The organism is Actinoalloteichus caeruleus (assembly GCF_049311605.1).
Taxonomy (GTDB): Bacteria; Actinomycetota; Actinomycetes; order Mycobacteriales; family Pseudonocardiaceae; genus Actinoalloteichus_B; species Actinoalloteichus_B caeruleus.
Map to the genome: position 1 here is coordinate 5,831,684 of NZ_CP186005.1, position 22,631 is coordinate 5,854,314.

19 protein-coding genes and 3 tRNA genes are annotated in these 22,631 nt (G+C 73.2%); 3 read left to right on the forward strand and 19 right to left on the reverse strand.

Annotation, left to right across the window (positions count from 1 at the left end):
* Nucleotides 1-317: 317 nt before the first annotated feature.
* From ACOJVX_RS24150 to ACOJVX_RS24185, 8 genes are all read right to left on the reverse strand, one after another.
* Entirely contained in the window at nt 318-1,583 is a 1,266-nt protein-coding gene (locus ACOJVX_RS24150) for a glycoside hydrolase family 6 protein (RefSeq protein ID WP_155886205.1), read from the reverse strand.
* A 170-nt stretch (nt 1,584-1,753) separates the two neighbouring features.
* Nucleotides 1,754-3,310 carry an oligosaccharide flippase family protein gene (locus ACOJVX_RS24155; RefSeq protein WP_026419637.1) on the reverse strand — a complete coding sequence of 519 codons (1,557 nt, stop codon included), beginning with the start codon at nt 3,308-3,310 and terminating at the stop codon, nt 1,754-1,756.
* Nucleotides 3,307-4,593, reverse strand: coding sequence for a glycosyltransferase family 2 protein (locus ACOJVX_RS24160; RefSeq protein ID WP_418154733.1), 1,287 nt, complete (start codon nt 4,591-4,593; stop codon nt 3,307-3,309). The genes ACOJVX_RS24155 and ACOJVX_RS24160 overlap by 4 nt, the downstream gene beginning before the upstream one ends.
* Nucleotides 4,590-5,639 (reverse strand): glycosyltransferase family 2 protein, encoded by a 1,050-nt coding sequence (locus ACOJVX_RS24165; RefSeq protein WP_422647105.1) that lies wholly within the window; start codon nt 5,637-5,639, stop codon nt 4,590-4,592. The genes ACOJVX_RS24160 and ACOJVX_RS24165 overlap by 4 nt, the downstream gene beginning before the upstream one ends.
* Before the next feature lie 4 nt (nt 5,640-5,643).
* The gene (locus ACOJVX_RS24170) at nt 5,644-7,035 is read right to left on the reverse strand and encodes an O-antigen ligase family protein (protein ID WP_422647106.1); all 1,392 of its coding nucleotides are present in this window, start codon (nt 7,033-7,035) and stop codon (nt 5,644-5,646) included.
* On the reverse strand, nt 7,032-7,769 hold the full coding sequence (locus ACOJVX_RS24175; protein WP_103055948.1) for a hypothetical protein: 738 nt from the start codon (nt 7,767-7,769) through the stop codon (nt 7,032-7,034). The genes ACOJVX_RS24170 and ACOJVX_RS24175 overlap by 4 nt, the downstream gene beginning before the upstream one ends.
* A 93-nt stretch (nt 7,770-7,862) precedes the next feature.
* On the reverse strand, nt 7,863-8,792 hold the full coding sequence (locus tag ACOJVX_RS24180; protein WP_051314160.1) for a glycosyltransferase family 2 protein: 930 nt from the start codon (nt 8,790-8,792) through the stop codon (nt 7,863-7,865).
* Entirely contained in the window at nt 8,789-9,952 is a 1,164-nt protein-coding gene (locus ACOJVX_RS24185; RefSeq protein ID WP_418154729.1) for a methyltransferase C-terminal domain-containing protein, read from the reverse strand. Before ACOJVX_RS24185 ends, ACOJVX_RS24180 begins: the two co-directional genes overlap by 4 nt.
* Before the next feature lie 83 nt (nt 9,953-10,035).
* Between ACOJVX_RS24185 and ACOJVX_RS24190 the strand changes: the two genes are divergently transcribed.
* Nucleotides 10,036-10,590 (forward strand): dTDP-4-dehydrorhamnose 3,5-epimerase family protein, encoded by a 555-nt coding sequence (locus tag ACOJVX_RS24190; protein ID WP_418154728.1) that lies wholly within the window; start codon nt 10,036-10,038, stop codon nt 10,588-10,590.
* Nucleotides 10,591-10,613: 23 nt separating this feature from the next.
* Here the strand turns inward: ACOJVX_RS24190 and ACOJVX_RS24195 are convergent, their stop codons facing one another.
* From ACOJVX_RS24195 to ACOJVX_RS24240, 10 genes are all read right to left on the reverse strand, one after another.
* Nucleotides 10,614-11,651 carry an NAD-dependent epimerase/dehydratase family protein gene (locus ACOJVX_RS24195; protein WP_418154727.1) on the reverse strand — a complete coding sequence of 346 codons (1,038 nt, stop codon included), beginning with the start codon at nt 11,649-11,651 and terminating at the stop codon, nt 10,614-10,616.
* Nucleotides 11,636-12,298 (reverse strand): PIG-L deacetylase family protein, encoded by a 663-nt coding sequence (locus ACOJVX_RS24200; RefSeq protein ID WP_418154726.1) that lies wholly within the window; start codon nt 12,296-12,298, stop codon nt 11,636-11,638. Before ACOJVX_RS24200 ends, ACOJVX_RS24195 begins: the two co-directional genes overlap by 16 nt.
* Complete coding sequence (locus ACOJVX_RS24205) at nt 12,295-13,107, reverse strand: glucose-1-phosphate cytidylyltransferase (RefSeq protein ID WP_026419645.1); 813 nt, start codon at nt 13,105-13,107, stop codon at nt 12,295-12,297. Before ACOJVX_RS24205 ends, ACOJVX_RS24200 begins: the two co-directional genes overlap by 4 nt.
* Nucleotides 13,104-14,372: a class I SAM-dependent methyltransferase gene (locus tag ACOJVX_RS24210; RefSeq protein ID WP_030104574.1), complete on the reverse strand. Its 1,269-nt coding sequence runs from the start codon at nt 14,370-14,372 to the stop codon at nt 13,104-13,106. Before ACOJVX_RS24210 ends, ACOJVX_RS24205 begins: the two co-directional genes overlap by 4 nt.
* On the reverse strand, nt 14,372-15,751 hold the full coding sequence (locus ACOJVX_RS24215; protein ID WP_026419647.1) for a sugar transferase: 1,380 nt from the start codon (nt 15,749-15,751) through the stop codon (nt 14,372-14,374). Before ACOJVX_RS24215 ends, ACOJVX_RS24210 begins: the two co-directional genes overlap by 1 nt.
* Before the next feature lie 1,376 nt (nt 15,752-17,127).
* Nucleotides 17,128-17,201, reverse strand: a tRNA-Phe gene (locus tag ACOJVX_RS24220).
* A 31-nt stretch (nt 17,202-17,232) separates the two neighbouring features.
* A tRNA-Asp gene (locus ACOJVX_RS24225) sits at nt 17,233-17,309 on the reverse strand.
* Between the two features lie 22 nt (nt 17,310-17,331).
* A tRNA-Glu gene (locus ACOJVX_RS24230) sits at nt 17,332-17,404 on the reverse strand.
* Between the two features lie 437 nt (nt 17,405-17,841).
* Entirely contained in the window at nt 17,842-18,477 is a 636-nt protein-coding gene (locus ACOJVX_RS24235) for a ScbR family autoregulator-binding transcription factor (protein ID WP_162147322.1), read from the reverse strand.
* 352 nt (nt 18,478-18,829) lie between these two features.
* Nucleotides 18,830-19,066: a hypothetical protein gene (locus tag ACOJVX_RS24240; RefSeq protein ID WP_016700499.1), complete on the reverse strand. Its 237-nt coding sequence runs from the start codon at nt 19,064-19,066 to the stop codon at nt 18,830-18,832.
* 818 nt (nt 19,067-19,884) lie between these two features.
* Here ACOJVX_RS24240 and ACOJVX_RS24245 point away from each other — a divergent pair.
* On the forward strand, nt 19,885-20,181 hold the full coding sequence (locus ACOJVX_RS24245) for a hypothetical protein (protein WP_051314162.1): 297 nt from the start codon (nt 19,885-19,887) through the stop codon (nt 20,179-20,181).
* A 67-nt stretch (nt 20,182-20,248) separates the two neighbouring features.
* Here the strand turns inward: ACOJVX_RS24245 and ACOJVX_RS24250 are convergent, their stop codons facing one another.
* Nucleotides 20,249-21,175, reverse strand: coding sequence for an LCP family protein (locus tag ACOJVX_RS24250; RefSeq protein WP_418154722.1), 927 nt, complete (start codon nt 21,173-21,175; stop codon nt 20,249-20,251).
* A 619-nt stretch (nt 21,176-21,794) separates the two neighbouring features.
* Here ACOJVX_RS24250 and ACOJVX_RS24255 point away from each other — a divergent pair.
* Complete coding sequence (locus ACOJVX_RS24255) at nt 21,795-22,631, forward strand: tryptophan 2,3-dioxygenase (protein ID WP_030104580.1); 837 nt, start codon at nt 21,795-21,797, stop codon at nt 22,629-22,631.

Below are 22,631 nucleotides of genomic sequence, written 5' to 3' on the forward strand. Positions count from 1 at the left end.
CCCCTCAGCACCATACCGACGGGGCGTACCACCGAAAACAGCCGTGATTGTTCCGTTATTCACGGTAAGAACCGGAGTTCGACTCGGTCACCGACGAATTCGACATCGTGGAAATGCGCTCGGAAGTCCACCGGGGCTCGCGGGGCGTCCACGCGGAACGGTTCGAATGAGCGTGCGCCGCCCCGATTCCGCTCGGCGGGGTGGCACGGCACCCGCGTGGAAGTGGGTGCCATCCGCCGGGGCCACGCTGTCGAGCACCCGCGGCGCCACCGGCGGTGGCCCTCGCCGACGACCGCCGACGACCTCGGACCGCCCTCCTAGCGGAGGCCCATCAGGTCGAGGGCGAGATGGGGGTAGAACAGGCCGCTCACCGTCCCCTCCCCCGAGCCGCAGTCACCGTCGGAGGTGCCCGGGTGCTTGATCCAGAGCAGCGCGTCCATCGGCTCGTCGCCGGTGGCGGGACGAGGCGGTTCCCCGAGCCGCCGGTTCGGGGGGTTGCACCAGTCCCCGGTCGCGCCGGCGCCGTTGCGGCTCGTGTCGATCACGTAGTGCGCGTCGATGCCGTGGTCCGAGGACAACAGGGCGCGAACCTCCTCGCCGAAGGCCACCGCCTCCTCGGTGCTGTTGTAGTTCGACACGTTGACGGCGAAGCCCCGCGCGTCCGCCACTCCGGCCGCCGCCAGACGGGGCGCCATCTCGGAGGGGCGGTTGTGCCGCCCGTCCCCACCGTCGAGGTAGACCCACGTCCGGGGAGCCCGCTCCGACATCTCCGCCACCACCTCGCCCAGCAGGTCGAGCCGCTCCTGGCGGCGCTCCTCGGAGAGGCAGGTCAGGTGGATCAACGAGTCGGGTTCGAGGACCAGCACGGCGGGGGTGTCGCCGAAGGACGGGACGAGTTCGTCGCGCAGCCACTGCCGGTACTCCCGCGCGTTGGCCGCTCCGCCGGAGGAATGGCCCCCGCAGTCCCGGTGGGGCACGTTGTACCCGACGACAACCGGCAGTTCACCCCGGGCGCCGGCCTGGGAGACGTACCGGCTCACCTCGTCGCGGATGCCGCCGCCCCCGATCCACTTGGCCACCGGCTGGGAGGCGATGTCCCGGAGGAAGAGGGTCGCCCGTTCGTCGCCGGCGTTGTCGCTGATCCACTTCCACGCCTCGGTCGCCGGATCTCCGTAGATCCCGGTGGTGGCCTCGAAGGGGTTCTCGCTGCCCGGGACGACGTGCTGGTCGTCGTCGGAGGGACCGCCCGAATCGCTCCCCGCCCCGCCGGGTGCCTGGGTCGGCTCGGGTGGCTCGACCTCGCCGGAGGGCACCGGCCCTCGGTCGTCCTGGTACCAGTCGCCCCAGTCCCAGAACCACAGCGGCCACCCCGCCGGGAACCACCCGGACCAGGGGGCGCGGAGTTCGGACCAGTGCACGGCGTCCTCTGGCTGGGACTGCTCGCTGGACGCCGCCGGTTCCGGGGTGCCGACGGCCGCCGTCCCGGAGACCTCCGCCGCCGCCGCGGGCGGCGCCGGGACCGCGAGGGCCACGCCGAGCAGTGCCGTGGACAACGTCGCCGTCCATCCCGCGTACCTGGTCACGTTCGTCCCACCCGCCTCCCGTTCCACACGCCCTGCCCACACGATGGCAGCGCCGGGGCGGAACCGCAGTAGGTGACACCCGTTGGAGCGCGGGCCCACCCCGAACGGCGGACCCGGTCGGGCGTCCGACCGTGGTTGACAACCTGACCGGGTGTCACTCCTCAGCGGGGTCACCGCGCCGGTTCGTCCAGCAGCCCGCGGCAGCGCCGGTACTGCCGCAGGCCCCCGAGGACGACGATCACCCCGACGAGCACCACCCCCACCACGAGCTCGACCACGGCGGTGAGACCGGTGAGGCGCAGGGCGAGCAGCGCGAGCAGCAGCACCAGGCCGAGAACCGAGGCCGGCCACACACCGCGCGCCAGTTCCCGGACCCGGACCCCCGCCCGGTGGGCTCCCCACACCTGCAACGGCAACGCGACGGTCGCGGCGACGAACGCCTGCGCCCACGCGACGCCGGTCAACCCCCACCACCACGCGCCGACGCAGCTGAACGGCACGAGCGCGAGGAGCCAGGCCAGTTGCAGGCCGACGGAGGACGCCAGGGCACCCGCGGCCACCATGAGGTTGAACACCAGCTCCGAGACGACGCGGGCGACGGCGGCGACCGCGAGACCGGACAGCGCCATCGCGGCCGGGGACCAGTCCGGGCCGTAGAGGACCAGGACGAGCGGTTCGGCGAGCACCGCGAGACCGATCCCCCCGGGCAGGACGACGACCCCGACCAACCCGAAGACACCGGAGACCGCGCGGGAGAGGTCCCCACCGCGTTCCCTGACCCGGGAGAACGTCGCGAGCGCCACCCGCTCCACCGTGCCGGTGACGATGGCGGCCGGCCAGTTGGCGACGTTGGAGGCGAGGTAGAGCAGACCGAGGGCGCTCGCCCCGAGCAGCGTCCCCGTGACCAGCTGCGGGGTGGCCTGCGCCAGTACCAGGACCGTCGAGGAACCCAGCATCGCCGCGCCGCACCGGGTGATCGTCGCCGCGTGCGCGCGGTGGAGGCCGAAACGCGGCCGGGTACCGGCGAGCACCACCAACAGCACCACCACCAGCGCCGTCCCCGCGATGTTCCCCCCAGCCAGGGACCAGGCCCCCGCGCCGAGGACGGCGAGCGCCCCGGTCACCGCCAGGTTCAACGCCATCCCGGACACGTCGGCCACCAGCCGGCGGGCCTGGGCCAGTTCCCTGGTCAGCAGGGCTCCCGGCACGGCGGCGAACCCGTCGAGCACCACGTTGACCGACATCAGGCGGATCACCCCGGTGGCCTCCGGACTACCGAGCGCCTCGGCGAGCAGCGGCGCCGAGAGCAGGCACAGCAGGAAACCCACGAGGCCCCACAGGACGGACAGGGTCCAGGCGGTCGGCAGCAGCGGCCTGACGGCGCTCCTGCCGCTGCCCGGTTGCCGCACCAGCGCGGCCGCCGCACCGAGGTCGTTGACCGCGAGCAGCAGGTGCTGGACGACCAGGGCCGCCGCGTACACGCCGAACTCGTCCGGCGCCAACAGCCTGGCCAGCACGATCCCCATCGCGAAGGTGCCCACCCTGGACAGCAGGGTGTTGGCCAGGCTCAGGCCCAGGCCGCGGCGCACTCGCGCCCCCAGGCCAGCACCGCCGTCCTCCTGGCCGAGGTGACGAGCCGCGTCGGACGGGTGGGAGGACGTCGGAGGGTCGGGGGAGCCGTCCCGACCCGACTCGGCGGACACCTCGCCCCGTTCCAGGCCCCTCATCCCGGTTCCCCCGGTAACGGTGGCCGGCGCCCGTCCCCCGGTGCCCCGGGAACCGGGGCACCGGGTGCCGGCGGCGCTCCACCGGCGGGCGATCGGCCACCCTGGCCCGGGCCCGCGAACCACTCCTCCGGCCACCCGCCCTCGGGGACCCCGCACCGCCCGGTCAGCTCGGGTGGTGCCGTCCCCTCCTCGACGCGGACGGGTGGCGCCACCGGCCGACGCATCGGACCGGACGGCGGTGACCAGGGCACCCCTCCCGGGCGGGGTACCACCCTCGGGTCCTCGCGCCCGTCGTCGACCGGCCCCGTCCTGGCCTCCGGGGACCCGGCGCGCCCGGGTCCCGCCTCGGGCGCTCGCGCCGGCCGAGGCGGGCCCGCCCCCTCCCGTCCCGCCGGCAACGCGAGGGGTGCCGCGGCAGGCGGCCGCGCGCCCGGGCCGGTCCCGTTCCACGCCCCGGCGCCCGACCGCTCACCCCAGTCCGTGAAGTAGCTCCCCCGGTGCACGGCGTAGTCCACCGTCACCACCGGTACGTAAGTGACCCGCATCCGCCGGGAGAGCCGGTGCACCAGCTCCCAGTCCTCCTTCGGGTTGACCGACCGGGGCCGGGCCCACGGGTCGAAGCGCACGAGGGGGCTCCTGGTCACGACGATGGAGTTCGAGTCCGCCCACGAGTCGTCGGTGTGGGCGCGCCGGTCGAACTCGCGGCCGATGATGTCCAGCTGGGAACCGTCCGCACGGAGGCGGCGCACCGCCGTGTAGGCCAGCCCCGGGCCGGGCTCCTCCCGCAGGGCGCGGAGCGCGCGCTCCAGGTGGTCCGGCCGCCACGTGTTGTCGTCGTCCAGGAAGGCCACGAAGGGCGACCGGGACAGCCTGATCCCCACGTTGCGGGCGAGACCACAGCTCCCGTGGTTCCGCCCGAGCCTGATCAGGCGCAGCCGGGGGTCCGGTGGCAGCGTTCCGACCTCACCGCCGCCGTCGTCCACCACGAGGACCGCGACGTCCCGGACCGTCTGGCCGAGGGCGCTCCGCACCGCGGCGAGCAGGCGACCCGGTCGGCGGTACGTGGGGATGACCACCACGACGGTGGCTTCCGGGACGGGGGCCACCACCGTCGACAGCCGCTCCACCTCGGCGTCCTCCTCGGCCCGCGCCGCCCGTCTGGTGGCCGCGTAGCGCAGCCGGTACCAGCGCTCCGCGACGACGTGGCGTCCGACCAGCCGTCGCAGCAGGTCCTTCGCCAGGCGGGGGAACTCCACCGGTGCCCGCCGGTTGGGATCGCTCACCGGGACACCTCCAACGGCCAGGGGGTGGTCCGCCGGTGGGTCCCGAAGTCCGGGCCGGCGGCCGGGTGGGTGGGGTGCCCGGCGAGGAGCCGGCCACGGCCCGCCCAGAGTTCCCGCAACGCCCGGCGGTGGACCCGCCGCCGGAGGGGAATCCGGACCAACTGCCCCACGAGCAGGGCGCTCCAGACCAACCGCGCCGCCCGACGGCCGTCCCACCGCGCCACGTGCACCACCCGGTTCGTGACCAGTTGCGCCCACAGCGCCGGGGTGGAGGACACCTGCCCGCCGAGGTGGACCGCGGTCGCCTCCGGCACCCGCGCGATCCGCCAACCCGCGTCGGTCACCCGCCGGCAGTAGTCCACCTCCTCCGAGTAGAGGAAGAGGTCCGCCCGCCAGGGTCCGATACGCCGCCGCACGTGGGCCGGTACGAAGAGCACCGCTCCGTTCGCCCAGCCCGGTTCCTCCTGGCCGGTGGGGTCGATGCGTTCCCCGAGGGCGGGGAAGCGGCCCGCCCACCCGCCGAGGAGGGCTTCACCCCAGGCCCGTCCCGGGCTGGGGCGGCGGCGCATCGTCGGTTCTGGCCGTCCGGCACCGTCGCGGACCGCGGGTGCCGCCACCCCGACACCGCCCCACGCCTCATCGCGGGCTCGGTCACCGCTCCGACCTCGGCCTCCCGGGCCGGACGACGTCGGGATCACGGCGCCGCTGTCGGGCTGGCACGCGGCCGCGAGGGGCAGGACGGAGCCTGGATCGAGACGCACGTCCGCGTTGAGCACCAGCAGGCCCTCCGCCGGGGTGGCGAGCGCGGCGCAGGCGTTCACCCCGCTCGCGTAACCCAGGTTCGCCCCCAACGGCAACAGGTGGGCGTAGGGCGCGAGGCGGCGGGCGACGTCGAGCGTCCCGTCCGTCGAGTGGTTGTCGGCGATCACCAGTCGCCACCGCCCGACACCGCGCATGGCCGCCGGGAGTGACTCCAGCAACCCGGGCAGGTCCTCCGCCGACTGGTGGGTCACGACGGCGACGAGGACGTCTGGACCAACGTGCACGTGCTCATCCCTTCCTGGTGGGGTGGTCGGTCGAGCGCGGAGACCTGGCACGGGCCGACACGGCCGGGGAGGACACGGCACCGACCAGGCCGATGAGGAGGAACAGGTAACCCTGGAACTGGGGGAAGGCCAGCGCGTCGAAGGTGCCGAGGCAGCAGACGCCGACCAGCAGCGCGACGGCCAGTGCCCAACCGGTGTCCCGATCCCGCGTCGCCTCGCCCGTCGCGTCCCCGTCACCACTCCCCACGGCGCCCCCCGCGACCCGGCGGGCCAGCAGCAGGGGCGTGGCCAGCAGGACGAGCAGCCCGAGCAGCCCGAGCGGCCCGGATTCGACGAGCGTCAGCAGGTACTGGTTGTCGAGGTAGGGCTGTGGAGGCGCCAGGTAGGTCCCGAAGCCCTGCCCCCACCACGGGTGCTCGGCGAGGCGACCGGCGACGTAGGTGTAGTCCTCCAACCGGCCGCGCACGCTGTTGTCCGTTCGGGACCCGAGGACCGTGGCGGCGAGGACCTCCGCCAGCCGGGGCCAGGCGGTGACCACCACCACCAACGCCCCAACCAGGCCGAACCCCAACGACACCCACCGCCGCAGCCCTATCCGGGGGAGCAGGGCGACGAGGACCACGGCCACCCCGAGCAGCCCGGTGCGGGAGATCGTGGTGAGGACTCCGAGGGCCAGCAGGGCGGCGCACCCCCACCACAGCCAGGGCCGCCGGCCGTGACCGGCCAGGTGGATGGCGAGCGGCAGTGCCATCGCGGCGAGCGCGGCCAGCTCGATGGGGTGGTGCGCGAACCCCATCGCCCGGACCAGGCCGCCCCTGGCGAGATCCGCGTCCCACAGCGGGGCGAGCTCCAGGCCCGGTACCTCCAGCAGCGGTCGCGGGTCGACGCCGACCGTGAAGAGGACCACCGCCGCCCCGGCCGACGCGGTGGTGCCGAGCACGAGTGCCCCCAGCACCCACCTCACCTCACGGCGACCGCGAACCCCGTCCGAGGCGAGCAACGCGACCCCGATCGCCGGGACGAGGGCCAACAGCGCCCGGTCGGTCTCCACGATCCGGTCCGCGCCGACTCCGCCACCATCGAGGGTGGCGAGGGCGTGCGCCGTGAGCACCAGCACCAGGAACCCCAGCAGCGCGCGGGTCACCGGGTTCGCGCCCGTGGACCTCCGGAGCCCGCCCACCACCGCGACCAGCCACCACAGCAGGCAGGCGAGGGCGAGCAGCCGAGCCGGGGTGACCCCGCCCGCTCCCCCCACCACGACGAGGTTCTGGGGCAGTGCCAGCAGCAGCGCGAACACCGCGAGGACGGCACCGACCGGTGCGCGCCACCGGCCGGTGCCCGTTTCCCCGCGCGGGAGCGGGTGGCTGACCGGCCGCTCCGCCAGCCCCCAGGTCACCCGCCGGCCACCCGCTCCGGGGTCACGCCGACGCGGTCCGCCACGGCCCCGTCCCCCGGTGCCGAGGCGGCGGTCCGTTCGCCACCGCCCCGCCGGGGGGTCGGCTCGGGCGGGTCCCCCGCCCCGCGCTCCCCGGGTCCGGGCTTCCGGCGGTCCACGAGCAGGACCACGGCGGTGAGCGCCGCCGCCCCCAGCGCACCGAGCAGGCCGAGGGCGCGCAGCTGCGCGCCCCGGGTCGTGACCGCGTTCCCGGGTGCGACCACCTCGCTGAGCACGACCAGCTCACCGGCGGTGACACCGGCCCGTTCCTGGCGTTCCCGGAGCTCGGCGCCGGCGAGATCGATCACCCGGGCCACCGAGGCGTTCGCACGGGGGCCGGTCTCCGCCGTCACCGTGACGGTGAGGAACGCGCTCGCCCCACCCAGTTGGACGTCGTCGTTGCTGACCTCCACGTCACCCACGACCCCGGCGGCCGCGAGGCGTTCATCGGCACCCGGTGCCGTCAGCACCGTCCTGACCAGCGTCGCGGCCTGCTCCTGGGCTCGGTCCACTCGCGCGAAGGGGTTGCCCCCCTCCGGTCCCGGCTCCGTGATGGCCAGCAGCACGGCGGTGACCCGCTGCTGCGGTGGAACCGCGACCGCCACCGCGGCCAGCACCCCGCCGAGCAGGGCACCCAGCGCCAGGGTGAGCCGCCACCGGCGGGCGAGCACCCGGAGTACCTGCACCGCGTCCATCTCCGCTTCCCGTACCTCTCGTGTCGTCCCGGGCGCGAGGTCGGCGGGCTCCCGGCCGGGACCAGGAAGTCGTCCCGTGCCGAGCCCGCTCTCTCAGCCCCGGGGCCTGGATGACCGGTCGGCCGCCCCGGCGAGCCGTCGACCCGCGTCCACCGCCGCCCTGGCGACGTTGCGGGCCATGGGCACCGCGTTGTCCCGGAGCCACGGCCGCAACGCGGCCAACGCCGCCAGCCGTTGGCCCGGGGACAGCGGCGATCGGAGGACGGCCCGGAGGAACCAGCCGCCCTCCTCCACGTTGGGGAGCACGAGCGACCGCCGACCGGGACGCTGGCTCCGGTAGAACTCGCGGGGGTCGACCCGTTCGCTGATCCGGTCGGGGTGGATCCGGTGCAGCAGCAGCTCCTCGTCCAGGTGGACGAACGGGCCCCGCAGAGCCAGCTCGGCCACCAGCACGCGGTCCCCCGCCTTGATCGGCGGGTTCAGCATCGTGCTCGCCAGCACGTGCCGGCGGACCAGGCCGTAGCAGTAGTAGTTGTGATGCGGCACCTCCAACAGGTCCCGCACCCGCACGGCCGGGTCGGGGTGGTCGACCCGGCACTCGTTGTGCCAGGAGCCGAGGACCCCGTCGTCCGGGCCGATCTCGGTCGCCGAGGACGACGCCAGCACGACCTCGGGTCGGTCGGCGAGCGCGGCGGCGAGCCGGGCGAGGCGGTCGGGGCGCCACACGTCGTCCGCCGCCGCCCAGGCGAAGAGCCCGCCCCGGGCCTCCCCCACCAGCCGGTTGTGGTTGCCCATCACGCCGATGTCCCGGGCCCGCCGCAGGTAGCGGACGCGGGCGTCGCCTCGGGCGAGGTCCCCGACGATGTCGGCGGTGGCATCGGTCGAGCAGTTGTCGGCCACGATCAGCTCGTAGTCGACGTCCCGCTGGTCGAGCAGCGACCTGAGCGCCGCCTCCAGGTAGGGCTCACCGTTGCGCACGGGCAGGCCGACGCTGATCGGAGGAGCCGCGACCGGGTCGCTCATCCGTTCCTCCCCACCCTGGTCACCTCGGCCGCCGCGGTGTCCGCCCGCTGTCGCGGCAGCCAGGGCGGCAGCCGGTCGACAGCGCCCCAACGGCCCCCGGACTCCTCGACCCAGGGCAGGGCGGCCCGGGCCTCGGGCAGCAGTTCGGGCAGGAACACCAGGACGACGTCGGGACGCCGGGAACGCAGCCGGTTCGGTGCGACGATGGGAACCCGGCTGCCGGGGAACCGCCGACCGTCCTTCGACACCGACGCGTCAGCGACGAACGGCAGCAGGTCGGGGCCGACGCCGGCCGCGCACAGCAGCGGCACCGCGCGGGAGCCCGCCCCGTAACCGACCACGCGCCGGCCCAACGCCCTGCCCTCGGCGAGCCAGGACCGGAGGCTCTCGACGTCCCGGGTCACCGCGTGCTGGAGCGCCCGCAGGTGTCGTGGGTCACCGACCCCCAGCGCCGCCTCCTCCGCGAGGAGCGCCCGCACGCTGTCGTCCTGGGTGCCACGTCGGGCGCAGGCGAGCAGGACGGTCCCCCCGTAGAGGTCGAACCGCCAGGCCCTCCGGACGACGACACCGAGCTGGCCGAGCATCGTCACGAGCGCCGCCGTGGAGTAGTAGGCGAAGTGGCCGTGCCGCAGCGCGTTCCACTGGTCGCCGCGCAGGATCGCGGCCAGGCTGTGGAACTGCACGAGGAGCACCCCGTCCTCCGCGAGGGCTCGCACCCGGCGTCGCAGGGCGGCGGCCTGGTCGGGGTGGTGCATCATCCCGAAGCAGTCCAGGACCAGGTCGGAGGCCGCGCCAGGAGCCGTCGGCGTGAGCCCCCGATGGGTGAGCAGGAGCGACCAGGAACCTCCGTGCGGGCTGCCGAACTCCAGGAAACCCCCACGGTCCGGTAGCCAGCCCTCGGCGGCCACCCGGGACACCGCCTCCTCGGCCTGGCGGGCGAGCGCCGCCGGCTCCACCCCCCTGGCCCGCTCGGGAATGCCCGGGTCCTCCAGGAGCTGCGCCAGCCCGCACTCCCGGCACCAGCCCATCCGCAGCGGCCAACGGGGATCAGGGCCGCCGTCGACGACCGAGGGGAAGAGGTCGCAGGGCGGCTGCTCCCCGAGGTCCAGGACGGGCTGGGGCGCGCTGGTGCCGCACCAGCGGCAGTCGAACCGGGTCATCGCGCGAGCCGCCTTCCCTGGCCACGGCGGTTCCGCCCACCCCTGCCGCCGACCCGGGTGGACCACTGTGGACAATGGCGGCCATGCGTGTCCGGCCGGGTCGGCTTCCAGGGGTGCTGCTCTTCGTGCCCACTCCCCACCACGACGACCGGGGCCTGTTCACCCGCACCTTCGACGTGGACGTCGCGGCCGAACACGGTGTCGACGGAACCGCGTTCCGCCAGGACTCCCAGTCGCGGTCCCGCCGAGGTGTGCTGCGCGGACTGCACGGCAGGATCGGCCGGGGCGAGTCCAAACTGGTGCGCTGCGCCCGAGGAGCGGTGTACGACGTGGTGGTCGACGCCCGGCCCGACTCGCCGACCTTCGGGGAGTACGAGGCGTTCCGGCTCGACGACGACTCCTTCTCCCAGCTCTACGTGCCGGCCGGTTTCCTGCACGGCTTCCAGGCGCTCACCGACGTCGCCGACGTCTGCTACCGGATCGACGCCACCCACGACCCCTCGGCCGATGTCGCCGTGCGCTACGACGACCCCGGCCTGGGGGTGGTGTGGCCGCTGCCCGTGAGCGTCGTCAGCGCACGTGACGCGACTGCCGGCGGGTGGGAGGAACTGCGCGACAGGCTGGTGGCGGGAGGCTGACGTCGAGCGGTCGACGGGGGCGCTCACAGCGGGGCCCCCGCCGGAGCCGGCCGCAGGTCCTCGGTGACCACGCCGTCGGCACGCAGCTCGGACAGCCTGGCGAGCCGCGTGAAACGCCGGCGGAACCCGTCCTGGGTCAGGCCGTAGGCCATGTAGCTGGCGGACAGCTCCTCGGCGCCGGCGCTCACCCCCCACCTCGGCTCGAACGCGGGCAGCCGCGACATGATGCGGGAGAAGTCGACCACGTACGACCGGGGGTCACCGCCGGTCTCCCCGGTGATGACGAGCCGGGAACCCGGCACCGCGTCCACCACCCGGCGGGCGATGTCCGCGACGGTCAGGTTGTTCGCGGAGGTACCGACGTTGAAGGCCTCGCCGTGCACCGCGGCCCTCGGTGCCTCCAACGTCGCAAGGAACGCCGCGGCGATGTCCCGGACGTGCACCAACGGCCGCCACGGGGTGCCGTCGGAGAGGACCCGCACCTCACCGGTCAGCACGGCGTGACCCACCAGGTTGTTCAACACGATGTCGGCGCGCATCCGGGGCGAGGCGCCGAAGGCGGTGGCGTTGCGCAGGAACACCGGGGTGAAGTCGTCGTCGGCGAGGTCGCGAACGTCGTCCTCGACCATCACCTTGCTCGTCGCGTACGGCGTGACCGGGCGCAGCGGGGCGTCCTCGTCGACCAGTGCGTCACCCGCGGCCCCGTACACCGAACACGTGGAGGCGTAGAGGAAGCGGCGGACGCCCGCCTCCCGTGCCAGCCTGGCCAGTCGCACCGAGGCCTTGTGGTTGACCTCGTAGGTCACCTCCGGGGTCAGCGCGCCCAACGGGTCGTTCGACAGCGCCGCCATGTGCACCACCGCGTCGACCCCCGCCAGCTGGCCGGGGGTGACGTCGCGGATGTCGGTGGTGTAGCCCACCGGGTCGGGCACCGCCGGGCCGAGCACGCAGTCGGCGAACAGCCCGGAGTCCAGACCCACCACCTCGTGCCCCGCCCCCGCCAGGATCGGCGCCACGACGCTGCCCAGATATCCCTGGTGCCCGGTCACCAGCACGCGCATGGGGTGCCTCCGTTCAGCACGAACTTGTCCGCAAAGAAGCCTTCGGCGTATCTGGCCCTGCTCTGTACCCCTCGGACCCTCGCGAGGCCCAGGAACGTCTCGGGGTCGAACCAGTGCCTGTCCGCCTGCGACGGGTAGCACTCGCCCAGGATCCGGCTCTTGGCCCGGGCGCACTCCTCGCTCAGCGGCACGAACACCGCCGGTTGGAGGAGGTCGCCGTCCCACTTGGGGATCTCGTAACCGAGCACGAGGTGGTCCCGGAAGACGGTGGGCACCAGGGCGGCGAGGGTGCGGTGGTCCTGGTGCGCGTCGTGGGCGGCCGGGGCGAACACGAGGTCGGGGGCCAGGGTCGAGGCGAGGCGCTCCAACGCGTCCTTGACCTCGGACCAGTGGGCCGGGAGGCGGCCGTCGGGCAGGTCCAGGACCCGGCACGAGAGGTCGGCCCCACCGCAGAGGGCGGCCAGCGCCTTCCGCTCCTCGGCCTCCCGGTCACCGCCGCCGCCGGTGCAGACCAGGGCGTCCACCGCGAGCCCTGGACGGGACGAGCACAGCGACAGCAACGTCCCGCCCGCCCCGATGCCGATGTCGTCGCAGTGCGCCCCCAGCACCAGGACCCGGTCGACCCGCTCCGGGCGCAGGCCGATCACGGGGCCGCCACCGGACGCCGCGCCTCGGACGCCCCGTCGACGTCCCACAGCATCCAGGGCCGTTCTCCGGCCGCGTAGGCGCGGTCGAGGGCGACCCTTTCCTTGACGGTGTCCGCCGGGGCCCAGAACCCCCGGTGCGGGTAGGCCAGCAACCGTCCCCGCTTCGCCAGCTCACCGCAGGCGTCCTCGACGAGGTCGCCGCCGGGGGGCAGGTGATCGAACACCTCGGGGCGCAACACGAAGTAGCCGCCGTTCTCCCAGATCGGCAGCCGACTGACGGGCGTGATCGCGCCCACCCTGCTGTCCTCGCCGAGCTCGACGCAGTGGAACGAGGACTGCGGGGGGACGACCATCATCCCGGCCGCGACATCGCCGCGGCGGACCCGTTCCACGACCCGGTCCAGCGGGGCGTCGGTCAACACGTCCGCGTAGTTGGCGAGGAACAGCTCCTCGTCCTCCACGAGGTGCCTGACCCGGCGCAACCGCTCCCCGATGGGGGAGTCCAGTCCGGTGTGGACGAACTCGATGGTCCAGTCGCGGATGTCGGACGAGCGCAGCTGCACCCGTCCGCCGCGCAGCACGAAGTCGTTGGACGCGGTCTCGGAATAGGTGAGGAAGAAGTTCTTGATGTGCTCGGCCCCGTACCCCAGGCACAGCACGAACTCGGTGTGCCCGAAGTGGGCGTAGTAGCGCATCACGTGCCACAGCAACGGCCGTGGGCCCACCGGGTGCATGGGTTTGGGCAGCTCGTCGGTGGTCCCGACACGCATCCGCATGCCGTGGCCGCCGCAGAACAACACGACCTTCATCGTTGGCTCCTCACCACGGGCTGGCCCTGCGCGGACCGGGGATCGACGACCTCGAGCCTGGGGATGGGGAACACCAACCGGCCGCCCCAGTCGGCCACGTGGGCGAGCTGGTCCACCAGTTCGTCCCGCAGGTTCCACGGCAGCACCAGCACGTAGTCCGGGCGGTCCAGCGCGAGCCGCTCCGGCGGGTGCACCGGGATGCGGGCGCCCGGCGTGTAACGGCCGTGCTTGTAGGGGTTGCGGTCCACCGTGTACGGCAGCAGGTCGGGTCGGATCCCGCAGTGGTTCAGCAGGGTGTTCCCCTTGCCAGGAGCGCCGTACCCGACGACCGTCCGCCCGGACCGACGCGCTTCCAGGAGGAACGTCAGGAGGTCGGCCCGGATGCGGTGCACGTCCTCGGCGAGCCCCAGGTGACCGTCCGCCGTGTGCAGGCCCGCGTCCGCCTCCGCCGCGAGCACCTCCAGCACCGCCGCCGAGGGCGGTCCGGCGGCGTCGGCCGGGCGTGCCCACAGCCGGATCGACCCACCGTGCGTGGGCAACAGCTCCACGTCGACCACCACGAGCCCGCCGGTCGCCAGCGCCTGTTGCGCCGATCGCACCGTGTAGTACTGGAAGTGCTCGTGGTAGATGGTGTCGAACTGGCAGTGCCTGACGAGGCTCAGCAGGTGTTGGACCTCGATGCTCACCCAGCCGTCGTCCGCGACGAGACCGCGCAGGCCGGCGGTGAAGCCCCGGATGTCGGGGACGTGCGCGTAGACGTTGTTGGCCACGACCAGGTCGGCCGGGCCGTGCTCGTCCCGGATCCGGGCGGCGGTCTCCGGTCCGAGGAACTCGGTGAGGGTCGGCACACCGTTCTCCCTGGCCACGGCGCCGACATTGCGCGCCGGTTCTACCCCGAGGCAGCGGACGCCCCGCTCGACCAGGTGCCTGAGCAGGTAACCGTCATTGCTCGCGGCCTCGACGACGAAGGAGTCGCGCCCCAGGCCCAGCCGCGCCACCGCGTCGGCGACGTACCGCGCGGCGTGCCGCACCCAGGACACCGAGAAGGAGGAGAAGTAGGCGTACTCGGTGAAGGTCTCCTCCGGGGTGACCAAGGCGGGGAGCTGGGCGAGCAGGCAGGAGGAGCAGACCCTGAGATGCAGCGGGTAGGTGGGTTCGGGCAGGTCGAGTTCGCTCGGTCCGAGGAAGCGTTCGCAGGGGGGCGTCGCTCCCAGGTCGAGCACGCCGCGCAGGTCGGGGCGCTCGCACAGTCGGCAGGTGTCCATCAGTACGCCCCCTGGCCGCGCACCACGGCCCAGCCCGTCTTCCAGAGGATCACGAAGTCGAGGGCGAGTGACCAGTTCTCGACGTACCGCAGGTCGAGCCGCACCGACTCCTCCCACGACAGGTCGCTCCGGCCGCTGATCTGCCACAGCCCGGTGAGCCCCGGCTTCACCATCAGGCGCCGGTGCGCCGCCGCGTCGTAGCAGGCCACCTCCTCCGGGAGGGGCGGGCGGGGCCCCACCAGCGACATCGACCCGGTCAGCACGTTGACCAGCTGGGGGAGTTCGTCCAGGGAGTACCGGCGCAGGACCGCTCCGAGGCGCGTCACCCTCGGATCGGAACGCATCTTGAACAGCGGGCCGGCGCCCCGGTTCGCCGCCACCAGCGCGGCCCGCTGGTCATCGGCCCTGACGACCATGCTGCGGAACTTGAGCATGGTGAACATGCGGCCGTGCCGCCCGACCCGTCGCTGCCGGTAGAGCACGGGGCCACCGGAGTCCACGACGACGAGCAGGGCTATCACCAGCAGGAGGGGCAGGGTGAGCACGAGCAGCACCGCGGCGAGCAGGCAGTCCACCAGGTTCTTCACCACCCGGCGGGCGCCGGTCAGGCAGGGAGCGCTGACCCGCAGGAGCGGCAGCCCGAAGACCGGGGCGACGTGCAGCCGGGGGCCCGTCACCTCGAGCAGCATGGGGGCGACCACCATCTCCGCGGTGCTGTCCTCCAACTGCCAGGCGAGCCGTTGCACCCGAGCCGGTGTCCAGTAGGGGTCGGGGGCCAGGGCCACCACCCGGTAACCACCGCGTTCGACGCGGGCGGCCACGTCCTCCACCGTTCCGACGACGGGAACCCCGCCCACCTCACCGACACAGCCGTCGAGTGGGGCGGTCGGTGCGGTGGACAGGCACACCGCCTCCACCCGCCAGCCGTAGTGCGGTTCCCGCCGGGTCCGGTCGATGAGGTCGGCCAACGCCCCCGCCCCACCGGCGGCCAGCACCGGCAACAGGCACTCGCCGCGACGACGCCGACGGTGCAGCGCCTGCCGCAGCAGGTACCGCGCCGGGATGAGCCCGCCGGCGAGAACCGGGACCACACCGAAGATCCAGGGCCGCAGGGCTGGCGTGTCGAGCGCCATCGCGGCCAGTGCGAGGAAGACCATCGTGGTGAGCAGCACCCGACCGAGGCGGCGGTACTCCTCGGCGCCCTGCCCGAGTACGCGCGGTTCCCACACCCGGCAGCCCACCATCGCGAGCGTCACCGTCACCCAGGTGACGCCGGCGAGGGTGAACGCGACCGCCGGGGCCACCTCGGAGGGACCGCCACCGAGGACGAGGGCGGCCCCGAGCGCGACCGCCACGGTGATCAGCTGGTCGGCCAGCACCACACCGGTGCGGTGCCGGCGTTCCCAACCCGTCGTTGGTCGAGCGGAGGGCGAGGGCGGACACGGTGGAGTCGGATGCGGATGCGGATGCGGATGCCCACCGTCGACCGCTGTCGGGGGTCGCCCCGTCGGGGCGCTCGCCCGGGGTTCCTCCGCTGCGGCGGTGGCGAACGTGGGCCTCGCCAGTGGCAGGGTCGTCGTGTCCTGTGCGGTGTCGAGGGAGATTGGTCCGGACAGTACGCCGGTAGCGGTGGTACCCGTCCCGTCCTGGAAGCTTCGCGAGAACCGAACGGTGCGCTGCGTGTGCACGCTGATGAACCCCCAGCCTTTCCCATTCTTGCCAGGCATCCCGGCGGTGCCCCGGTGTCCGCACGTCCGCGACGGCGAGCGGCGACCCGCGGCACCACCGGGCGCAGTCAACCACCCGGCTCACGGCGCAGCGTTCCGAATCAGACGGCTGACAATCGTTCGTTCGAGGCGAGAAAAAACCTTCGAAGAGACGGATCAAGTCACGCACCGCTGCGAACATGTCCCTCGACAGAGTTGATCTTCGGACTTGCACTCCGCGCGGTCCTGACAGGTGTCGAGCTCTCGGCGGAGGGCCGTCACGCAGCGGAACCAGAAGCCGGTGACCGTCTGTTATCGGATCGAAACGATCAGCGTAGGCGGGCGCGACGAACGGCTCAGCCCGCTCCGCCATCGGCGGTGCCGAACCGGCCGCGCGATCGACCGAGGCGACCCGCGATCAGCGCAGAGTCACACCTGCTACTCCGTCGAGGCTGGCGCTCCACGCCGACACGCGCTCCCGTGGACGGGTTCGCCGGCCCCGCCGCCACTCGCCCGGCTCGCTCCCTCCCCCTCCTCGCCTCCCCGGAGCCCAGCCGGACACGGGGGCGCGCCACGACCAGCGTTGGTCCAGTGGGCCACCGCGGGTGGCCGGAGCGGGTCACCGCCTCGCACCGGGGGGCGGGCGAGGGCTCCTCGACCGCCGGGCACGTGGCATCCCACTCGGCGTGCTCGGACGGGCCGGGGAGGCACCGCCACCCCGGACGGGAGACCGGACGAGCGTGTCGGCACGGTCCCGCACTGGGCCGCACGCGCGAGCGGACGGCGGGGGAGCGCGTCCCGCCGGGCAGCGGCCGCCCCTGGGTGGCGCGAGAACCGGCCGGCGGCGCCAGCTGGCCCACCACGGCCGGTGCGCGGGATCGGAGGTGCGGGGAGGTCGGGTGCGGAAGCCGCACCCTTCGCGAGTCGGTTCCCCGGGCCAGCAACGCGCGTCCGCCTGGGACCAGCACGCAGGCGGGGCCGCGTCCGGCACGCACGACGAAGGGCCCCACCCTGCTGGGTGGAGCCCTCTCGTTGCTGCTCGTCCGCTGTGGCCAGGGCCGGGGTCGAACCGGCGACCTTCCGCTTTTCAGGCGGACGCTCGTACCAACTGAGCTACCTGGCCGTTCGCTCCCGGTCATGCTGACCGATAGCTCTGGCGACCCCGACGGGACTCGAACCCGCGACCTCCGCCGTGACAGGGCGGCGCGCTAACCAACTGCGCCACGGGGCCTTGATGGCCTTGTGTTGTGCCGTGCTCCCAACGGGATTCGAACCCGCGCTACCGCCTTGAAAGGGCGGCGTCCTAGGCCGCTAGACGATGGGAGCGTGGCCGGACTAGCCTGACCCGGCCTCGCCCTCAACGATTTTGTTAACTTCTCTCGTTGGGAGCACGCATAGCTTAGGACACGTTCGAGGTGAATGCCAAAACGGGTGGTCAGAGGCCCGCGACCCCTCGGGGCACGCGAACGACAACCCCTTCCCCGTCCCGGCGATCGAGGGCATCTCCGCTGGTCAGAGGGCATTTTGACCCTTCAAGCCCTCCGCGGCGCCCCGGCGCGCGCCCCCCTCCCGAAGTGCCACGGGCGAACAACATCGCGAACGTGGCGCTGGTCACTCGCCAGATTACTCCGTTCGGCGTAGGGAACGAGTGGGGCCGCCCGGATGGCGACCCGGTGCCGGCGCGGGCCCCGATCGGCCACCCGGCCCCGTCGCCCGCCCCACCCGGCCGCGCCCCGTTGCCCCACCGGGGAGGGCGGACGGCGTCAGGCACCGACGAGAGCCGGGTCGCTGCCCTGGAACTCGCTCCACCACCCCGCCGTGGCCACACCGGGCAGCACCACGCGCCAGAGGCGGGAGACCCGATCCGCGAGATCGCCGCTCCCGGCGGTGCCGTGCGACACGGCTCTCGCCCCCACGACACCGGCGGCGATCACACCGGCCACATCCCCCGGGTCGACGCCGGGCCGCAGCAGTCCCCTCCGCCCGGCGTCGGTCAACAACCGGCGCAGCAACCCCTCCCAACTGACGTACCAGGCCCCGAACAGCTCACCGGGTCCGCCGTCCTCCCCCAGGAGGCGGATCCCCGCCCAGGCGAGCTCGTCCTCGGTCAACAGGCGGGCGTAGTCGTCGACCATGAGGACCACGGTGCGCAGCGGGTCGGACGCGGCACGCAGCCGGTGCCGCTCGATTTCCATCCACCCCCTCCTTGAATGGTCAATTAAGTGCTGGGCGAGCGCCTCTTTCGACGGGAAGTGGAAATAGAAGGCGCCCTTGGTAACCCGGCTCCGTTCCAGAATGATGTTCAGCGAGGTGGCCCCGAACCCGAGACGGGCGAACTCCCTGGCGGCGGCCAGCACTATGGCCTCGCGGGTGACCCTGGCCCGATGTTGCTGCGGCATTGCGGCTCCAACATGGGGAAACACGGACAGGTGGACCCCGGCCGAGGCCCACACCGACGACATCGGTCGGTGATCAACAAAGTTACCGTGTCACCCACATTGGTGGCCCGAACGAGTAAGCCGCACGCCGGAACCATTACTGCCGATACGCGACCCGTTGCCGGGAAAGGGACCGGTCGGTATGTTTCCCCCGGGACGGTCGCCGCGTTTCGAGATCACCGATGCCTTCGCGGCCGCCAACCCGAGATCAGTCGCGCTCCGGGGGGTGCGCGCCTGGTTCGGCGCCCCGGCGCCGAACACGCGGCGGGGGTGGGCGCCAACGCGCCCACCCCCGCCGCTACCAACGTCGTGGTCACCGCCGCACGGGCGGCACCCCGTCCTCGCCGGGTGTCAGGCCGAGCATGTCCAGCAGCAACCGGCAGTCCTCCGCTCCGGTCGCGCCGGCCGCCACCGCCACCCGCGCCCGGTGCACCTGTTCCTCGGAGACCCTGGGCAGTTCGCCGTTCCGCGGCGCCGGCACCTGCGGCGTCGACGACAACGGCTCATCGCTCTGCCACAGGAACTTCCGCATGTCCAGTGAGCCGGCCATGACACCTCCCCGATCTGGTTTCGGCGCAGAGTATCTGCCCGCCGACCCCATCAGCAGCCCCCCGCAGGGGTGATTCGATTACTACCGTGTGTAGTGTGCTAACGCACCTCTGTCTTCGCTGTAGAGTGCCGCGCTGACGTCAGTTCAAACCACTCTTCCGGGGACAAATGGCTCCGCTCCCCGGAGTCGCCCACCCCGGTTGGGCGTGGCTTTCCCGGGCTTACCCCGCGCGGGCCCCGGAGACACCCTCCCGACCCCGCCTTCCCGACCCCTGGTCCCCACCACCCGCTTCGAACACGAAGAGTGACGCGTCGTCGGCGACAGGCGCGGTGGGCTCCCGGTACAACGGGGGAACGCGTGGCCCCATCGTCGCCGCATGGCGGGCGGAGGTGACCGACCGCACCAGCCGGGGCCCTGGCTCAGGGCGGTCCGGGACCGAGTGCTCCGCTCGGCCCTCCCCACACGACCGTTGGGTGGTCATCAGCTGCCGCCCAACGGCGGCAGCTGGTCACCTCACGGAAAGATCACGAAGGAAAGTTGACGAATCCGATGCGGTATCACGGCCCGACGTGCGACAATTTCCCCGCTGGCAAACCCCCAGCCAGCACTGTGGAGATTCCCCTCCAGCCCCCGCGTTCCTCCCCCTGGCGCGGGGGCCTCCGCATTCCTGGGCCTCGCGCCACCCTCGGCCCCGGGCACGTCGAGTCCACTGAGGACGATGTGCTTGCCGCCGCCCCCTTGGGCGACCGCAACCAAGTCGTTATCGTTGACGGGTGGCTTTCGGACGAGCGAAACCTTCAGGACGGCGGCGCCCCGCGGTGAAGCAGGGGACGGAGGCGGGTCCGGACAACGAACTCGACTCCTACCTGGCCGCGCTGGCGCCGGAGAGCGAGGAGGAGACGACCGCGACCGGGCTCCGCTTCGGCAAGGCCCAGGTGCTCCAGCTCCGGCTGCGACCGGAGTCCAGCGAGCAGCTGCGCCAGCTCGCCGAGGAGCTGGACACCGCTCCGACGACCCTGGCCCAGGAATGGCTTGAGCAGCGGTTGGCTTGGGAGGTGCGCCAACGCCAACAGCAGTGGACCGAACCGGAGAGCCAGCTGAGCGGCCAGATCTGACCGAGGCTCCACGCGAAGGGCGTCCGGGCGGGGACTCGTCAGCGATCCCGCCCGGACGCCCTCGTCATCAGCCGCCCACCAGTTCCGGCGGCACGGGGCGGTCCTCGGCGAGTGCGCCGAACAGCTGCTGGCTCGCCGCCTGGTCCCACAGCACCACAGCCATGCCCCGCCGGCGCTCCATCGACCCGATGGGCACCGTGGTGCTCACCCCCTCGCCGGAGGAGAAACTCCGCATCGCCAGGGCGAGCCCACCCAGGTGCCAGAGGTGGTCCCCCTCGGACACGGTCAGCATCTCGGCACCGTTGGAGGCGAGGGGGAAGACCCGGAAGGGGTTGGCGAGCACGCCCGCGCTGGTGGCCCGGTCCATCAACGCGGAGAAGAACTCCTGCTGCCGCTCGACCCGGTCGAGGTCCGCCCGCGCACTCGCACGGGTCCGCACGTAGCCCAGGGCCTGGGCGCCGTCCAGTTCCTGGCACCCCGCCTCGATGTCCAGTCCGGCCAACGGGTCCCGCATCGGCTCGTCCGGGCACATCTCGACACCGCCGACCGCGTCGACGATCCCGGCGAACCCGGCGAACCCCACCTCCGTGTAGTGGTCGATGCGCAGGCCCGTGGCGCCTTCGACGGTCCGGACCAGCAGTTGGGGGCCGCCGAAGGCGAAGGCCGCGTTGATCCGGTTGTCGTCGTACCCCTCGATCGGCACATAGGAGTCACGGGGCAGCGAGACCATCGTGGGCGGGGTGTCGTTGTCGGGGACGTGGACCAGCATGATGGTGTCGGTCCGCCGCCCCGCCGCGTCCCCGGCGGCGAGGTCGGAACGCTGGTCGTCGTCCAGGCCCTCCCGGCTGTCCGAGCCCACGATCAGCCAGTTGGTGCCCGCCGTGCCGGCGGGACGGCCGGGGTAGTCGGCGAGGATCTCCTCACGGTTCAACCGGGTGTCCAACCAGAAGACCAGGGCACCGAGGCCGACCACGAGGACCAGCAGGAGGACCATCAGCCGCCGGCCCCAGCGCGGCCGCCGGCGCGCCCGGCCCCTCGGCGGCGGATGGGCGGTGCTGGTGGCCCGAGGTCGGTCCGCGTCGCCGGGGCGGGGCCGTCCACCCCCCGGGCGCGGCGGAGGACGTCGACCGTGCGGAGGTTGGGGCATCATCGCCGTCCGGTCCGGCGGCGGCTGTCGCGGGGGTCGTCTCGGGGGCTGCCGCGGACCGTCCCACCTACCACTCATACGCCTCGCACCCGCTACATCTCGGAATTCGGGCCGGTCGGCCCCCACGGAGAGTAGACGCGCCTTGACGCGGGAGGTTGCGCCGCCGGCGGCACCAACCAGGCGGTGCTCCCCGTCGAGGTGGCACATCAAGCACCATCGGATGCGCGTTCCGGCCCAGCTCAGGTGCCGTACAGCCGGCCTCGACCGGTCGAGGCCCGGCCCGTGGGCTCCCGGGGGCAGTGGGCGCGCGCCCCACCCGGCACCGGTGGACGCGGCCGCGCCGCGAACGGCGGGTGAGTCGCGGCGCGGTCCTTCCGCTTTCTCCGTCCAGCGGGTGGAATTGGGCGGGCCCCGCGGCGACCCCGCGGCGGTCCGACACCGACGCCGACACCGACAGGAGGACCCCATGCCGGTCGACGACGAATCCGAACCGAGGCTCGACTTCGGCGGAGCCACCCCGTACGAGGACTACGTGCGCGCATCCGTGCTGACCAGCCTCCAGCAACCCCGCTCCGGCGACCCGGCCGAGATGGCGTTCCTGGTCACCACCCAGGTGATGGAGCTCTGGTTCCGCCTGCTGACGCACGAGTGGGACCACGCGAGACGGGCGCTCCGGGATGACGACGTGGCCACGGGCGTGACCTCGTTGCGGAGGAGCCTTCCGACCCTCGCGGCGCTGGTCGCCTCCTGGCAGCCGATCGCCTGGCTCACCCCGACCCAGTTCAACTCCTACCGGTCGGCGTTGGGCGAGGGGTCGGGTTTCCAGTCCGCGCAGTACCGGCACCTGGAGTTCGTGCTGGGAGACCGCTCGACGAACTTCCTCACCCCGCACCGGGCCGATCCGGTGGCCCACGCCAGCCTGGAACGGGAGCTGGCGACCCCGAGCCTGTACGACGAGGCCCTCCGGCTGCTGCACCGTCGCGGCCACCGCCTCCCCGCGTCGGTGCTCGACCGCGAGCCCTCGCTGCGCCACGAGCACACGGAGGCCGTCGAACGCGCCTGGGCCGACATCTACCGCGCGGAGGGCACGGCCGACGAGGAGCGAGATCTCCTCTCGCTCGGCGAGGTGCTCACCGACGTGGCGGAGGGGGTGTGGCGGTGGCGGCAGGACCACCTGATGGCGACCCGGCGGGCGATGGGTGACAAGACTGGTACCGGTGGCTCCTCGGGGGTCGCCTGGTTGACGAAGCGAGCGGCTCGGCCGGTGTTCCCCGAACTCTGGTCCGCGCGAGGAAGGGTGTGA

Excerpts from the sequence above, each read along its gene's own strand:
- ACOJVX_RS24155 (WP_026419637.1), bottom strand. The coding sequence starts at position 3,310 with ATGAGGGGCCTGGAACGGGGCGAGGTGTCCGCCGAGTCGGGTCGGGAC.
- ACOJVX_RS24175 (WP_103055948.1), bottom strand. The coding sequence starts at position 7,769 with ATGGACGCGGTGCAGGTACTCCGGGTGCTCGCCCGCCGGTGGCGGCTC.
- ACOJVX_RS24180 (WP_051314160.1), bottom strand. The coding sequence starts at position 8,792 with ATGAGCGACCCGGTCGCGGCTCCTCCGATCAGCGTCGGCCTGCCCGTG.
- ACOJVX_RS24185 (WP_418154729.1), bottom strand. The coding sequence starts at position 9,952 with ATGACCCGGTTCGACTGCCGCTGGTGCGGCACCAGCGCGCCCCAGCCC.
- ACOJVX_RS24190 (WP_418154728.1), top strand. The coding sequence starts at position 10,036 with ATGCGTGTCCGGCCGGGTCGGCTTCCAGGGGTGCTGCTCTTCGTGCCC.
- ACOJVX_RS24195 (WP_418154727.1), bottom strand. The coding sequence starts at position 11,651 with ATGCGCGTGCTGGTGACCGGGCACCAGGGATATCTGGGCAGCGTCGTG.
- ACOJVX_RS24205 (WP_026419645.1), bottom strand. The coding sequence starts at position 13,107 with ATGAAGGTCGTGTTGTTCTGCGGCGGCCACGGCATGCGGATGCGTGTC.
- ACOJVX_RS24210 (WP_030104574.1), bottom strand. The coding sequence starts at position 14,372 with ATGGACACCTGCCGACTGTGCGAGCGCCCCGACCTGCGCGGCGTGCTC.
- ACOJVX_RS24235 (WP_162147322.1), bottom strand. The coding sequence starts at position 18,477 with ATGCCGCAGCAACATCGGGCCAGGGTCACCCGCGAGGCCATAGTGCTG.
- ACOJVX_RS24240 (WP_016700499.1), bottom strand. The coding sequence starts at position 19,066 with ATGGCCGGCTCACTGGACATGCGGAAGTTCCTGTGGCAGAGCGATGAG.
- ACOJVX_RS24250 (WP_418154722.1), bottom strand. The coding sequence starts at position 21,175 with ATGGTCCTCCTGCTGGTCCTCGTGGTCGGCCTCGGTGCCCTGGTCTTC.
- ACOJVX_RS24255 (WP_030104580.1), top strand. The coding sequence starts at position 21,795 with ATGCCGGTCGACGACGAATCCGAACCGAGGCTCGACTTCGGCGGAGCC.